The sequence below is a fragment of the Nocardia sp. CA-107356 genome, assembly GCF_050946365.1.
Taxonomy (GTDB): domain Bacteria; phylum Actinomycetota; class Actinomycetes; order Mycobacteriales; family Mycobacteriaceae; genus Nocardia.
The window spans coordinates 1,062,099-1,076,589 of the sequence record NZ_CP191992.1 but is presented as its reverse complement, the minus strand read 5'-3'; the positions used below and the strand labels follow the sequence as shown (position 1 = coordinate 1,076,589).

13 protein-coding genes and 3 pseudogenes are annotated in these 14,491 nt (G+C 65.3%); 5 read left to right on the top strand and 11 right to left on the bottom strand.

Annotated elements, in window-relative coordinates:
* Positions 1-15 precede the first annotated feature (15 nt).
* From mftF to mftA, 3 genes and pseudogenes are all read right to left on the bottom strand, one after another.
* On the bottom strand, positions 16-1,416 hold the full coding sequence (gene mftF, locus ACQP1G_RS05190; RefSeq protein WP_433198869.1) for a mycofactocin biosynthesis glycosyltransferase MftF: 1,401 nt from the start codon (positions 1,414-1,416) through the stop codon (positions 16-18).
* Positions 1,417-1,719: 303 nt separating this feature from the next.
* Positions 1,720-1,863: pseudogene (locus ACQP1G_RS05185) on the bottom strand (mycofactocin radical SAM maturase); the annotation flags it as partial.
* A 42-nt stretch (positions 1,864-1,905) separates the two neighbouring features.
* The gene (gene mftA / locus ACQP1G_RS05180; RefSeq protein WP_433208173.1) at positions 1,906-1,995 is read right to left on the bottom strand and encodes a mycofactocin precursor MftA; all 90 of its coding nucleotides are present in this window, start codon (positions 1,993-1,995) and stop codon (positions 1,906-1,908) included.
* Between the two features lie 397 nt (positions 1,996-2,392).
* On the opposite strand from mftA, the gene mftR2 reads away from it, so the two are divergent.
* Together mftR2 and ACQP1G_RS05170 are read left to right on the top strand one after the other, a co-directional pair.
* Complete coding sequence (gene mftR2 / locus ACQP1G_RS05175; RefSeq protein WP_433198867.1) at positions 2,393-3,031, top strand: mycofactocin system transcriptional regulator MftR2; 639 nt, start codon at positions 2,393-2,395, stop codon at positions 3,029-3,031.
* Positions 3,032-3,160: 129 nt separating this feature from the next.
* The gene (locus tag ACQP1G_RS05170; protein WP_433198865.1) at positions 3,161-4,216 is read left to right on the top strand and encodes a 2Fe-2S iron-sulfur cluster-binding protein; all 1,056 of its coding nucleotides are present in this window, start codon (positions 3,161-3,163) and stop codon (positions 4,214-4,216) included.
* A 14-nt stretch (positions 4,217-4,230) separates the two neighbouring features.
* Here the strand turns inward: ACQP1G_RS05170 and ACQP1G_RS05165 are convergent, their stop codons facing one another.
* From ACQP1G_RS05165 to ACQP1G_RS05155, 3 genes are all read right to left on the bottom strand, one after another.
* Positions 4,231-4,971 (bottom strand): DNA alkylation repair protein, encoded by a 741-nt coding sequence (locus tag ACQP1G_RS05165; protein WP_433198863.1) that lies wholly within the window; start codon positions 4,969-4,971, stop codon positions 4,231-4,233.
* A gap of 9 nt (positions 4,972-4,980) precedes the next feature.
* Positions 4,981-5,742: a glutamate racemase gene (locus tag ACQP1G_RS05160; RefSeq protein ID WP_433198861.1), complete on the bottom strand. Its 762-nt coding sequence runs from the start codon at positions 5,740-5,742 to the stop codon at positions 4,981-4,983.
* Positions 5,743-5,821: 79 nt separating this feature from the next.
* Positions 5,822-7,024: an NAD(P)/FAD-dependent oxidoreductase gene (locus ACQP1G_RS05155; RefSeq protein ID WP_433198859.1), complete on the bottom strand. Its 1,203-nt coding sequence runs from the start codon at positions 7,022-7,024 to the stop codon at positions 5,822-5,824.
* A 313-nt stretch (positions 7,025-7,337) separates the two neighbouring features.
* Between ACQP1G_RS05155 and ACQP1G_RS05150 the strand changes: the two genes are divergently transcribed.
* The 3 genes from ACQP1G_RS05150 to ACQP1G_RS05140 all read left to right on the top strand — a co-directional run bounded on the left by ACQP1G_RS05150 (position 7,338) and on the right by ACQP1G_RS05140 (position 9,643).
* The gene (locus tag ACQP1G_RS05150) at positions 7,338-7,694 is read left to right on the top strand and encodes an SPW repeat domain-containing protein (RefSeq protein ID WP_433198857.1); all 357 of its coding nucleotides are present in this window, start codon (positions 7,338-7,340) and stop codon (positions 7,692-7,694) included.
* A gap of 5 nt (positions 7,695-7,699) precedes the next feature.
* On the top strand, positions 7,700-8,323 hold the full coding sequence (locus ACQP1G_RS05145) for a TetR/AcrR family transcriptional regulator (RefSeq protein ID WP_433198855.1): 624 nt from the start codon (positions 7,700-7,702) through the stop codon (positions 8,321-8,323).
* A gap of 126 nt (positions 8,324-8,449) precedes the next feature.
* Entirely contained in the window at positions 8,450-9,643 is a 1,194-nt protein-coding gene (locus ACQP1G_RS05140) for a lipase family protein (protein ID WP_433208170.1), read from the top strand.
* On the opposite strand, the gene ACQP1G_RS05135 is transcribed toward ACQP1G_RS05140, so the two are convergent.
* The 5 genes and pseudogenes from ACQP1G_RS05135 to fusA all read right to left on the bottom strand — a co-directional run bounded on the left by ACQP1G_RS05135 (position 9,640) and on the right by fusA (position 14,385).
* On the bottom strand, positions 9,640-10,449 hold the full coding sequence (locus ACQP1G_RS05135) for an alpha/beta fold hydrolase (protein ID WP_433198853.1): 810 nt from the start codon (positions 10,447-10,449) through the stop codon (positions 9,640-9,642). The two genes, ACQP1G_RS05140 and ACQP1G_RS05135, sit on opposite strands and share 4 nt — an antisense overlap.
* Positions 10,450-10,620: 171 nt before the next feature.
* Positions 10,621-10,746, bottom strand: a pseudogene (locus ACQP1G_RS05130) (hypothetical protein); the annotation flags it as partial.
* Positions 10,727-10,870: pseudogene (locus ACQP1G_RS05125) on the bottom strand (elongation factor Tu); the annotation flags it as partial. The pseudogenes ACQP1G_RS05130 and ACQP1G_RS05125, both read right to left, overlap by 20 nt.
* A 70-nt stretch (positions 10,871-10,940) precedes the next feature.
* The gene (gene tuf / locus ACQP1G_RS05120; protein WP_433198851.1) at positions 10,941-12,131 is read right to left on the bottom strand and encodes an elongation factor Tu; all 1,191 of its coding nucleotides are present in this window, start codon (positions 12,129-12,131) and stop codon (positions 10,941-10,943) included.
* A 151-nt stretch (positions 12,132-12,282) separates the two neighbouring features.
* Positions 12,283-14,385 carry an elongation factor G gene (fusA, locus tag ACQP1G_RS05115; protein WP_433198849.1) on the bottom strand — a complete coding sequence of 701 codons (2,103 nt, stop codon included), beginning with the start codon at positions 14,383-14,385 and terminating at the stop codon, positions 12,283-12,285.
* Positions 14,386-14,491: the final 106 nt, after the last annotated feature.

Here is a 14,491-nt window from a genome sequence, read left to right as displayed (position 1 = left end):
CATCACACGTTCGATTCAGCTCCGGGGCGTACTCGGCTTGAGCGACTCCAGGCTTTGTGCGCGGAATGCGCCCAGCCACAAGCCGGTTCCGTACGCGATATCGTCCATCCGCTTGTAGGCCAGGTAGCGGAACGGATCGAGCCCGCCAGCGTCGCGGTGGGTGAACCAGTCGGCCAAACCGTCCGCGACCGCCATGGTGACCGCGATGCGCCGGATCCGTCTGGACAGCAGCATCGCCACCATGGTGACCGGCCAATAGTGTCGGCACATCGCCGAGGCCAGTCGCCAGATACCTGCGAAGTAGCCGCGCGCGAGATAGATCGCCGCGACTCGCGTCGGGTTGTCCAACTCGGTGAAGACCCGGCGTAGTCGGGCCAGTGCGGTCACCATGGTGATGAGTCCGCCGAGCATTCCCCACTTCGTCATCGTCGCGAACAGCATGGTCGCGACCGCTGTCCAGAACGGCATCGACAGCGGCGTCACCATGCCCGGGTGCCGCTCGCCGAGCGGCGCGGCCCCCGTGCCATAGCAGAGCTTGCGACCGAACCAGGCGCGGAACGAGATTCGATGATCGTGCGCCACATGCGCCGCCGGCTCATACCGCAGCCGCCAACCCGCCTGCTCCAGCCGCCAGCACAGGTCGACATCCTCGGCCACCTGCATCGACTCGTCGAATCCGCATTCGGCCAGCAGCGCCCTGCGGCGGACGAGCAGCGCGGCGCTCGGCACATACGACACCAGCCCGCGCGACTGCACGGCCGATTCGCGCCGACCGAGATCGAGCGAGGAGCGGGTGTGTTCATAGCGGGCGAGCGCGTTCGACTCCGGATCGAGCGCGACGATCCGTGGCGCGACCAGCGCGACCTCCGGATCGCTGAAGTGCCCGAGCATCACCTCGAGCCAGCCGCTGCGCGGGACCACGTCGGAGTCGAGGAAGGCGACGAAGTCGGTTGTCGCGGCCCGCAATCCGGCATTCCGCGCGGCGGCCGGACCCTGTCTGCGGTCGTGGCGCAGCACCGTCACCCGGCAGCGGGTGCCGCGGTTGCGCGGGATCTGGACCGGCTGATCCGAGGCGTCGTCGACGACGATCACATTGTGCCCGCGCAGTGCCGCGAGTAGTCGGGCGAGGCCGTCGGCGTTGTTGTGCAGTGGCACGATCACGGTCACATCGTCGAGCGACGGCAGCAACCGGGGACGCGGATTACCGACGCCGGAGTCGAGCAGCCGTCTGGCAACAACGGCAGACTTCGGGCCGGTGACCTCGAGGTACCCGTCGCCGATCATCTCGGCGGCCTCCGGGGCAAGTCGCAGCAACCGGGCGGGCGAACCCCCGATCAGGATGCGTCCCCCGGAGTATGCGCGTACCCGTGGATCGATCCGCACCCCGAATCCGTCGGGTAGGCGATCATGGCGCATTCCTGGCATGCTAGGCGGAGATTCACGCATTGGCATCATCCGTCCGGAAAAAAGGACGGAATTCCGTACGAATCCGCCCGCGCGGCGGGGGATCTCCCGACACGCGTTTACGGCGGGTCGCGGGCGACTCGCCGAAGACAGCTGGCAACGAGAGGGCAATCATTAAATTGCCACTCGATAGCCATCGTCGATTGATCGCACAGCACATGACTGGCTACCGCACCGACATCATGTCAGCGGACTCTCGGAGCGGGCGCGCCCGCTCCGAAGACGAACGCTCGCCGGCGGGGCGAGTCAGCGACAGCTGGCGGCCAGGCGTGCGGCGACCTCGGGTGTGATGCGAACTCCGTTGGCGGAGAACTTCACTCCGATATGATGTGCGACGAGCTCCCAAAAGTCCGGGCGCGCAGCGGGTTCGCCGCCGCCGATATTCGCAGAGAACATCTGCGGCTGCGGGTGCGGACGCCGGGAGCATGGTCGCGCCGCCGGTCAGTAGACGCCGCACATACCGTCGATGGAGACCTCGTCGATGAGGGTCTCCTCGATCAGTGGCGTCTCATCGCTCGACCGGGACTCCACCGTCGCGATCCGTCCGGTGTCGGCGCCAGCGGTGCGTCCGATGGATCCATGCTCCGGCATGCCTACCTCCGAGATGCGACCGGTTGCCGCGGCTACGAATGCAGCCGTGCTCACACGATAACGTCATGAGCTGACAAAATGGAACACGTTTCAGTACGTGAATTGACATCGGCGCCGAATCGGGTCGCCGTAGCATCACGCGTCGCCGCAGGTCCGCCTCCACACACGCCGACCGAGCCGTGACCGCGCGCTCTAGACTGCGGGTGGCAAGCAGCTGAACAGGACGTGACGGGCGGCATCGCCCGCAGTGGTAGAGGTGGCATGGGAGTCGGACGAATGCAGATGAGCGGGGGCGGCAATACCCCGCGGTGCGAGCTCGAGGCCCGGAGGCGGCGGCTTGCGTAATCAGGTAGGGCCCGGGAACGCCGCAAACAGGACACTGTCGGAATCCGAGATCGTCGAGGCCGCCTTGCGCGTGGTCCGCGAGGACGGCGTGGAGAAGTTGTCGATGCGTCGACTCTCCCGCGAACTCGGAGTTTCGCCGATGGCGCCGTACTACTACGTCGCCGATAAACGCGAACTACTCGACCTCGTCGCCAGCGCGGCACTGACCGGAGTTCGCAAGCCGCCGGCCCATTCCGGGCCATGGCAGCACCGGCTGCGCGATCTGATCGACCAGATCGACGACAAGCTGCGCAAACATCCCGGACTCGGCGATGTGCTGATCGAGCAGATGCTCGGCAAGCAGCTCGATCTGATCGCCGCGGTGATGGAGATCCTGTTCGAGGCGGGTTTCAACGATCGCAATGTGCTCGCCGCGTACGCGACGATCCACACCTACCTGTTCGGCCGCAGACGGGTGAATCCGCGCGACCGGTCGCCGCTGTCGGAGGTCGCACTGCCGGAGTCGGTGGAGCGCGCTACCAAATACATGGCGGACCTGCGCGGGAAGTATGCCTACGACTTCGGCATGGAGGTACTGATCGACGGTCTGGAGGCCCAGCTTGTCCGTCAGCGGGATCTCGACGTACGATGAAACTGAAACACGTTCTAGTTTTGGTTGGGTTCGAGAGGACGACAGTGTGAGCGAGCGCAGCAGCGAGCGAACCATCGACACAGCACCTTCGGTGGTCGTGACGGAGCCGAGCGCTAGCGAGGCGGAATCATGACCACCGTCGAAGTTCCACACGGTTCACGTTCGGTCGTGCTGCGGGTATCCGCGGTCATCACCGAAACGGCCGACACCTGTTCGCTGGTCTTCGACGTGCCCGACGAACTGCGCGAGCGTTTCAGTTATCAGCCGGGACAGTTCCTCACCCTGCGCATCCCGAGCGACCTCACCGGCTCGGTGGCGCGCTGCTATTCACTGGCCAGCTCGCCGTACACCGACGACCTGCCCAAGGTAACCGTCAAGCGCACCGTGGGCGGCTACGGGTCCAATTGGGTCTGCGATAACGTCAAGGCGGGCGACCAGATCGAAGTACTGCCGCCCTCGGGTGTTTTCACGCCGAAGAACCTCGACGACGATCTGCTGCTGTTCGGCGCGGGCAGCGGCATCACGCCGGTGATGTCCATCCTGAAATCCGCGCTGGCGCGCGGGAACGGCCGAATTGTGCTGGTGTACGCCAATCGTGATCACGAGTCGGTGATCTTCGCCGGCGAGCTGCGTGAACTGGCCGAGAAGCATGCGCAGCGGCTCATCGTGATCCACTGGCTGGAGCATCTGCAGGGGCTGCCGACCGCCGACGGTTTGGCCACACTGGTCGCACCGTATACGAGCTACCACGCCTTCATGTGCGGGCCGAAGCCGTTCATGGACCGGGTGCACGACGCACTGGCCCGACTCGACGTACCGCGTTCGCGCACCAACGCCGAGACGTTCAATTCCCTTGCGGGAGACCCGTTCGCGGATCAGGCGCCGGTCGAGGTGACCGATGCGGAGGCTGCCGACGCGGCCACCGTCGAGGTCGAACTCGACGGCGAGGTGCACGAACTGAAGTGGCCGCGCAAACAGACCCTGGTCGACATCATGCTCTCGAAGGGTCTCGATGTGCCGTATTCCTGCCAGGAGGGCGAATGCGGTTCCTGCGCGTGCACGGTGCTCGAGGGCAAGGTCGAGATGGACAATGCCGAGATCCTCGATCCCGAGGATATCGAGAACGGTTATATCCTCGGCTGCCAGGCGCATCCGGTCACCGACCACCTGCGCATCCAATTCTGATCCGGCGCAACCGGTTACCGCTCGCGGTAATGTACGCGCAGGGCGGGATCGATGCGCTCGGTCGCGTAGCTCAGTGCGGTGCGGCCCATATCGGCGGCGTGCTTGTCGAGGAAGCCGGTCAATAGTCGCTCGTCGACACGCTTGCCGACCTCGCGCAGCATCCAGCCCAGCGCCTTCTGGATCAGGTCGCGGCGGTCGTCGAGAAGTAGTTCGCAGAGTTCGAGGGTGGTCGAGGCGTCACCCGCCTTGATGAATGCGAAGCTCGACAGCAGCGCCACCCTGCGCTCCCAGAGGGAATCCGCGCGCGCGAGTTCGAAGAGCAGGTCGCGTGGACGATCGAGCAGCCAAGGGCCGATGACGTTTTCGGCGGAGACGTCGACCAGATCCCAGTTGTTCACTCGACCCCGGCGCACCGCGGCGAGATAGAGCTCGACCATCGTCGCCTGCCCGTCGATATCGAGCGTGCGCGGTGTGCTCGCCCTGCCGAATCTGGCATTGAGGATGATCAGCGCCGCCAGCCGGTCCTCGTGCACGGCACTGTCCAGCAGCGCGTCGATCTCGTCGAGCGGAAGTGCCGCAAAGCGTTTCGCGATCGATCGCGTGACGGGCACCCGGACGCCGATGAAGACATCACCCTCGCCGTACTCACCGGGCCCGGTCTTGAAGAACCGCTGCAGATGGCTGGCATCGGCGGGGTCGGCGACCTCGGTCAGCGCCGCGTGCACCGCGGCGGCAGTAGGTAGGGCTTCGGCCATCGGTGAACCCTATCCCGGTGCTCCCAGGATCCGCCCCGATTCGAAAGCCGCGGCGCTGACCGGCAATTCCCCCGGCCTACCGCTGTTGTGCACCACCACCACACCATTGCCGGTGGTCGGCCTGCCGAGCGCATCCATCCGCCGAATCGTCTGTGCCGCGACGGCTTGTGCGCTGTCGAATAGCCGAACACCATCGGGCAGTGCGGCGACGATGGCATCGATGACCAGCGGATAGTGTGTGCAGCCGAGTACCACACCCTCGACATCGGCCGGAGTCTGCTCGGCCGCACGCGCGATCGAATCGCGGGCCGCGACCAGATCACCGCGATCGATCGAATCCGCCAGACCGTGGCAGGCGATGCCGAGCACCTTCGCCTCACCGCCGAAGCGGGCGATCAGGTCCGCCTGGTACCGGCTGGCCGTGGTCGCCGCGGTGGCCCACACCGCGACCGACTTGCAGACCGCCGCAGCGGGTTTGATCGCCGGGACGGTGCCGACAACCGGGACGCCGGGCCCGACCTCGGCGCGCACCTCATCCAAGGCGGTGACGCTGGCCGTATTGCACGGCAGCACGATCACTTCCGCCCCGAGCCGAACCGAGCTCCGCGCGGCGTCGACCACCCGGTCGGTCACCCATTGCTCGGGCTTGGGTCCCCACGGCGCGCCATCCGGGTCCAACTGGAGCAGCAGGTCGACATCCGGCCGCAGCTTGCGCAGCCAGGCGGCCGTGGGCAGCAACCCCAGCCCGGAATCGATGAGCGCGACGATCACCCGACCACCGTATTACAGCGGACGATCACGCCCTACTCGGCCGCCGTGCTGGTCGTTTCGAGCGACTTGCCAGCGATCGCTACGGCTGGGTGGCCGCGAGCAGATCCGCGATCGGCGCATTCGCGGCGATCTTCGCGCGGGCCTTCATCACCTGACCGGTCATCCCCGCGCCGACCACGCCGGTCAGATTGCCGTTCTGGGCGTAATAGGCGAGGAATTTGCGGCCGTCGTCGGCGACGATGTAGATATCGTCGTTCGCACTCGGGGTGCCGAGCGCCTGGATCTTCACGTCGTACTGATCGCTCCAGAAGTACGGCACCCGCGCCGCGGTCGGCGGTTCGGCGCCCAGCAGCGCGCAGGCCAGCAGTTTCGCCTGCTCCCCCGCATTGGTCCAATGCTCGACGCGCTTGCGCAGCCCCGTCTCGTGCAACCAGGCGGCGACATCGCCGACCACCCACACGCCCGCGACCGAGGTCCGGCCCACCTCGTCGGCGAGCACGCCGCCACCTGCCGCGGGCTCGGCGAGTGCGATATCGGAATCGGCGAGCCATTCGGTCACCGGACGCGATCCGACGCCGATGACCACCAGATCGGCGGACACCTCACTGCCGTCGGAGAGCAGGGCGCCGCGCACCCGGTCGGCATCGTCGGCGAGGAAGGTGTCCAGACCGGTACCGCAACGCAGGTCGACGCCCTCGGCCCGATGCATGCGGGCCACCAGCGCGCCGATCTGTTCGCCGAGCACCGAGGCCAGCGGCGTCGGCTGCGGTTCGACCAAAACGACCTCGACGCCGCTGGCCCGGAAGCTCGCCGCGAGTTCACAGCCGATGAATCCGGCACCGACCACCAGCGCGGTGCCCGCGCCGGTCAATTCGGCGCGCAGCGCGGTGGCATCGGCATGTCCGCGCAGTACGTGCACGCCTCGTAGGTCGGGCAGCCCGGGCAGGCGGCGCGGCCGCAGACCGGTCGCGATGATCAATTGGTCATAGTCGAGGGTGCCACCGTCGGCCAGGCGCACCCGGCGCGCGGTGGTGTCCACGCCGACCGCCTCGGTGTTCAGCCGCAGGTCGATCTGCTTCTCCTCGAAGAATTCAGCGGGCCGCAGGGTGGTGTCGTCGGTCTCGCCGCGCACGAACTGCTTGGACAGCGGCGGACGATCGTAGGGCAGCCGCGATTCCTCGCCGACGAGGATCAACTCGCCCTCGTATCCGGCGCGACGCAACTCCTCTGCGCTGCGCAGACCGCCCAGACCAGCTCCGACAATGACGATCGGCCCGTTCATGCCTGCACCTCGATGACGCTCGGCTCCGGCATGACCGGGCCAGCCCGCCGCGTCTCTGGTCGCTCGCTGCGCTCGCTCAATCCAACCTTCCCTTCGGTCGCGCCGGACAGTCGCCGGGTCGAGTTGGCATCCGTTACTGAGGGTGACACGCAGCTCACCCTAACCTTTGCTTGGTCGCAGACCACAGTAAGGGCCACCACTCCGGATCACCGACCGATCGGTGCGCAATCGTGTCCGTAGCTATATTGATCGGTCGGTCAATCAGAGTTAGATCTGAATAGGGAGAACAATTCAGAGCCTGAGGAGGCACACCATGTTCACCGAAAGTCGCGCGCAGGACTTCCTGGCCGTAGTGCTGGGCGTCTTTACCGCGCTGTCACCCCTGTGGGTGGACACGAACGACAACGGCATGTGGTCGTTGATCGTCTTGGGCGTGCTGATCGCCCTCACCGGCCTGGCGCAGATGTACCAGGCGACCCTCACGGCCGCCGACTATGCGATGGGCCTGTTCGGCGCATTGCTGTTCATCTCCCCATGGGCGATGGACTACACCGACTACCGCGGCGCATCCTGGACCGCATGGGTAGTGGGCGTGGTGACGGTAGTGGTCGCGGTGGCGGCGCTGCCGACGGTATCGGGTCGGCTGCACGATATGGCGCCGCATCACTGATGCAGATGCCGAAACCCCGGCGAGGCGGGCGGCGCCGTAGCGCGAAAGTCGACGGCGACGCCCGTCAGCTCATTCTCGATGCCGCGGAAAGGCTTTTCGCGGCGCAGGGATTCGACGCGACCGCGACCGCTGCCATCGCCGAAGGCGCCGGTGTGCCCAAGGGCCTGGTCTTCTACTACTTCCCCACCAAGGATTCGATCCTGTCCACGCTGATGGCCGAGCGGGTGCCAGCAGAGCCGATCGGCGATATCGGCACCGTGGTCGCGCCGGGCGATCCGGCGGCCAGCCTGGTCAATCTCGATGCCGCGCTGAATCTGCGTGATCACCATTCGTCGGTGCTGCGCGTCATCATGTGGCGCGAGGCCGATACCCATCCCGACGTGCGGCGCCAATTGCGCCGCCTGCGCGATCAACTGCTCGACGTCACCGCCCGGGTGCTGCAGGCCAGCGCACCCGTTCCGGTCCAGCCGGGCACGCTGCGTGCCTGCGCGGCCGCCTGGGTTTCCGCGATGTTCGCCATTGCCAGCAGTGATCGGCTGCACGCGCTCGACGGGGTGCCGTTGCCGACGGCCGATGAGATCTTCAATGTCGCCCGGGTTGTAGCGGCGGGTATGACACAGCTCGGCTGAGTTTTCTTCCGGCCGAATAACTGAAAGGCGCGCCTTAACCAAAGTAGTCCAGGACGCGTGATAGACCTTCCGCTTGTGGAGATCAATCGAACCCTCCGAGTTCTCACCGGTCTCGCGACGCGCGCATTGATTGTCGGCCTCTTCGTCGGTGCCTCGGCGACATCCCTGGGCGGTAGCGTCGCCCAGGCCGCTCCGATATATCCGATTCCGGACCCCGACCCCTTCTATGCGGCACCACCGAATCTGGCGAGTAAGAAACCCGGTGAGGTGCTCGCGACGCGGCCGATGCCACCGCTGCTGATTTTCCCGGAAACCGACGTCACGCTGATCAAATTCCGTTCGACCAATTCCGCCGGGCAGCCGATCGCGGCGACGACCACGGTGCTGACACCGCATTCGCACCGCCCCGATGGACCGGTCCTGTCCTATCAGCACATCATCAACGGCCTCGGCACGCAGTGCACGGTATCGCGCGCGCTGTACTCCTCCGATCCGCTTCTGCAGATCCGCGAGGCGGTGCTGCTCAACGCACTGCTGGTCTACGGCTGGAGCATCGCACTGCCCGACCATCTCGGCCCGACCGCCGCTTACGGCGCGGCCCGGCTCGGCGGCCGGATCACCCTGGACGGTATTCGCGCCGTGCGCCAGGTTCCCGAACTCGAAGCGGCGCACAGCAGTATCGCGATGGCGGGCTATTCCGGCGGCGGTATGGCGACCGCATTCGCCGCCGCGATGGCGCCGAGGTACGCGCCCGAACTGGAGATCGTGGGTGCCGCGATCGGCGGCGTGCCGATGAATATGGTGAAAATGGTGGAATCTGTCAACGTCAATCCACATCCGGCATTCGGACTGTTGATGGCGGCCGGTATCGGGCTGGAACGGGAGTATCCGTACCGCTTTCCGATCAGCGACTACCTGAATCAACGCGGGATGGAGGCGCGCGCAGCGATAGCCAACGCCTGCACCAACGAACTCCTTTACATCGGCGCAGGGCACAGCGCCCGCGATTACGCGAGGAATATGACCCTGGCCGATGATCGGAATGCCAGGGCGGTGGTCGAGGAGAACAGTCTGGAACTCTACGACGGCATCCCGAAAATACCGATCTTCGAATGGCATTCGCCGAGTGACCCGCTCGTTCCGGTCGACTCGATCATCAATGTCGACCGGCGGTATTGCGCGGCGGGCGTCACGTTGCAAGCCGAAGTCACCGGTTCTCCCGAACATCTCACTGCCGCCGCGCTGGGGGTACCCTTCGCGCTCTACTGGCTCGACGCCCGCCTCCGCGGCGAACCGGCGCCGAGCAACTGCGGAAACTAGTCCGCGAGGAAGGCGACGACATCGGGAATGCAGCGCTTCACGACCCCGATGTGGGTGGTATCCGGGTAGATGATCAAGCGCGAGTTCGGGATTCCGTCGGCGGTGCGCCGGAAGGTTTCCGCGCTGTAGGCGCTGTCGCTGTCGCCACCGACGACCAGGGTCGGCGCGGTGATATCGCCGAGCCGACCCGTCAGGTCGAAGGCGTCCTCGGCGCGGATGAAGGCCAGGGTGTCGGCCGGATTCCGCGGGCGCGCAAAGGGATCGGCCAACCACAGGCCCGCCGCGGCGAGGCGCTGCGCGATCGGCGATCTGAAGCCGACGGCCGCCATATGGTGCAGTGCACGCTTGCCCGCATACGCCGCCTCGCCGTAGTGCAGCTGCGCCTCGCGCGCGGCGTTTTCCAGGGTGTAGCCCGATGAGGCGATAATCAGTCGCCGTACCGCGGCGGGTTGATCGGCCGCGAGCTGTAGTGCCAGTGATCCGCCCGAGGAGACGCCGAGAACGTCGACGGGGCCGCCGAATTCGTCGTGCAATGCCCGCGCATGCTCGGCGGCGATATCGCTCATCGTCGTGCCCTCGGCCATCCCGGGCGCTCGATTCACCGCGTATACCCGGAAATGTGCCGCGAGCGGGGCCAATGTCTTGATCTCGGACTGTCGCATCCATCCGGTCGGATTGGCGTGATCGGGGGTGAACCAGCGCAGGAAGACCAGCGGCCGCCCGGATCCGAGCGCGAGATACGGCATGCCGTGCGGCAACGTCCCCTCGGTGACGTCGAGTACGGCGGCCAAAGCCGAGTTGCGCATTCCATCCTCCGATCAAGCGGTCTTTACCTCGTTGCCCGACGGTAACCGAACTCGCGCGCTCCCGCGATAACCCCGGCGGTCATGGACTGGACTACCGGGTGGACCGAACTGAAAACCCGAGCGGCGCCGCACCCTTCGATGCGGCGCCGCACTTCGGCCAGCGAGTCGTCCCGCGATGATGTCCCTCGACGCGTTGGCGGGAATCTTCGCGTACGAATCGAACACCATGGAGTAGTTCGCCCGGCCCTGGGTCTTCGACCGCAGATCGCCGATATAACCGAACATCTCCGAAGAAGGGGGTGTGGCGGCCGCCTTCGTCCGTGGACAGGATGTAGACCTGACCTTCGAATTCGGTATGGGGCGTGATGGTTCCGGGTTTCACGACCACTTGACCGCGCGCCACGTCCTCGCGCCGGACGCCGTCGGATGCCCGAAATGCCGAACGGCGCCACCCCTTTCGGAGCGACGCCGTTCGAAAGCGATTCAGTGAATCACTTGATGATCTTCGTGACGCGACCGGCGCCGACGGTGCGGCCACCCTCACGGATCGCGAAGCGCAGACCCTCGTCCATGGCGACCGGCTGGATCAGCTTGACGGACATCTCGGTGTTGTCACCGGGCATGACCATCTCGGTGCCCTCGGGCAGGGTCACAACGCCCGTCACGTCAGTCGTACGGAAGTAGAACTGCGGACGGTAGTTGTTGAAGAACGGGGTGTGGCGGCCGCCCTCGTCCTTGGACAGGATGTAGGCCTGACCCTCGAACTCGGTGTGCGGGGTGGTGGTGCCCGGCTTCACGACGACCTGGCCACGCTCGACATCTTCGCGCTTGATACCACGAACCAGCAGACCGACGTTGTCACCGGCCTGGCCCTGGTCGAGCAGCTTGCGGAACATCTCGATGCCCGTGATGGTGGTCTTGGTGACCTTCTCGCGGATGCCGACGATCTCGACTTCCTCGTTCACGTTGACGATGCCGCGCTCGACACGACCGGTGACGACGGTGCCACGACCGGTGATCGTGAAAACATCCTCGACCGGCATCAGGAACGGCTTGTCGGTCTCACGAACCGGGGTCGGGATCGAGTCGTCGACCGCGTTCATCAGCTCGACGATGGACTCGGTCCACTTCGGGTCGCCCTCGAGCGCCTTCAGACCGGAAACACGCACGACCGGCGCGTCCTCGTCGAACTCCTGGGCGGCCAGCAGTTCGCGGACCTCCATCTCGACGAGCTCGAGGATTTCCTCGTCGTCGACCATGTCCGACTTGTTCAGCGCGACCAGGATGTAAGGCACACCGACCTGACGAGCGAGCAGCACGTGCTCGCGAGTCTGCGGCATCGGGCCGTCGGTAGCGGCAACCACGAGGATCGCGCCGTCCATCTGAGCAGCACCGGTGATCATGTTCTTGATGTAGTCAGCGTGGCCCGGAGCGTCGACGTGCGCGTAGTGGCGCTTGTCCGTCTGGTACTCGACGTGGGAGATGTTGATCGTGATACCACGAGCCTTCTCTTCCGGCGCCTTGTCGATCTGATCGAACGCGAACGCCGCGTTCAGATCCGGGTACTTGTCAGCCAGCACCTTGGTGATCGCTGCAGTCAGCGTGGTCTTGCCGTGGTCGACGTGACCGATGGTGCCGATGTTGACGTGCGGCTTCGTCCGCTCGAACTTCGCCTTCGCCACTTGGTGTCCTCCTGGACTTGTTGGTGCGTGCAGTTGCAGCAGTGCGGTTTACAAATTGGGGGTCGTACTTGACTCCCGGCTAGGTGGAGCAAGTGCTTGCCGCTTGCCCCGAGGGACATGCTGCAAGTCTTGCACTTGCTCCACCGGGGTACTACTCGCCGGTCGCCTTGGCGATGATCTCCTTCGACACGTTGGCCGGAACCTCCGCGTACGAATCGAACACCATGGAGTAGTTCGCCCGGCCCTGGGTCTTCGACCGCAGATCGCCGATGTAACCGAACATCTCCGAGAGCGGAACCAGCGCCTTGACGACACGGGCACCACTGCGTTCCTCCATGGCCTGGATCTGGCCACGGCGGGAATTCAGGTCGCCGATCACATCGCCCATGTAATCCTCGGGCGTGATGACCTCGACCGCCATCAGCGGTTCGAGGATCACCGGACCGGCCTTACGGGCCGCTTCCTTCAGGGCCTGCGAGCCGGCGATCTTGAAGGCCATTTCCGACGAGTCGACGTCGTGGTAGGCGCCGTCGAGCAGCGTGACCTTCAGGTTCACCAGCGGGTAGCCCGCGAGCACACCGTACTGCATGGCATCCTGCGCGCCCGCGTCCACCGAAGGGATGTACTCGCGCGGAACGCGGCCACCGGTGACCTTGTTCTCGAACTCGTAGGTCGCGCCGTCCTCGCCGACGAACGGCTCGAGGGCGATGATGACCTTCGCGAACTGGCCGGAGCCACCCGTCTGCTTCTTGTGGGTGAACTCGAGCTTCTCGACCTTCTTGGTGATGGTCTCGCGGTAGGCCACCTGCGGCTTGCCGACGTTCGCCTCGACCTTGAACTCGCGCCGCATGCGGTCGACGAGGATGTCGAGGTGCAGCTCACCCATGCCGCCGATGACGGTCTGGCCGGTCTCCTGGTCGAGCTTGACCGAGAAGGTCGGATCCTCTTCCGAAAGACGCTGGATCGCGGTGCCCAGCTTCTCCTGGTCCGACTTGGTCTTCGGCTCGATGGAAACCTGGATGACCGGGTCCGGGAAGGTCATGGACTCGAGCACGATCTGGTTCTGCGGATCGCACAGGGTGTCACCGGTGGTGGTGTCCTTCAGGCCGATGACCGCGTAGATGTGGCCCGCGACGGCCTCGCCAACCGGGTTCTCCTTGTTGGAGTGCATCTGGAACAGCTTGCCCAGCCGCTCCTTCTTACCCTTGGTCGAGTTGATGACCTGGGCACCGGAGTCGACCTTGCCCGAGTACACGCGCACGTAGGTCAGCTTGCCGAAGAAGGGGTGCACGGCGATCTTGAACGCCAGCGCCGCGAACGGCTCGCTGGTGTTCGCGTCGCGGTGGATGATCTCCTCTTCCTTGCCCGGGACGTGGCCGTCGGTGCCACCATCGTCCAGCGGGGTCGGCAGGTAGTCGATCACGGCGTCGAGCATGGGCTGCACGCCCTTGTTCTTGAACGCCGAACCACACAGGATCGGGTAGAGCTCGGAGTTGACCGTCAGCTTGCGGATGGCGCCCTTGATCTCCGCGATCGAGAGTTCCTCGCCGCCGAAGAACTTCTCGAGCAGGGCCTCGTCGGATTCGGCGACAGTCTCCAGGAGCTCCTGGCGGTACTGCTCGGCCTTGTCCTTGAGGTCGGCCGGGATCTCTTCGATCTCGTACTTCTCGCCGAGCTTGGTCTCGCCCTTCCAGACCTTGGCGTTCATCTCGACCAGGTCGACGATGCCCTCGAAGGTGTCCTCAGCGCCGATCGGCAGCTGGATGACCAACGGCTTGGCGCCGAGGCGGTCCTTGATGGTCTGCACGGTGAAGTAGAAATCCGCACCGAGCTTGTCCATCTTGTTGACGAAGCAGATCCGAGGCACGTCGTACTTGTCGGCCTGACGCCACACCTGCTCGGACTGCGGCTCGACGCCCTCCTTGCCGTCGAACACCGCAACGGCGCCGTCGAGCACGCGCAGCGACCGCTCCACCTCGACGGTGAAGTCGACGTGCCCGGGGGTGTCGATGATGTTGATCTGGTTGTCGTTCCAGAAGCATGTGGTAGCCGCGGAGGTGATGGTGATACCACGCTCCTGCTCCTGCTCCATCCAGTCCATGGTGGCGGCGCCATCGTGGACTTCACCGATCTTGTAGGTGATACCGGTGTAGAAGAGGATGCGTTCAGTTGTGGTCGTCTTGCCCGCATCAATGTGGGCCATGATGCCGATGTTGCGGACCTTGTTCAGGTCGGTGAGCACGTCCTGTGCCACGGAAATCTTCCCCGCTCGTAGCTAGATGGGATTTTCGGGGACGACCCTGTGGTCGTCTCTATGTCAACGCCGGAAGCGGCAGGTTGGTGCCGCATTCCGGCTGTGC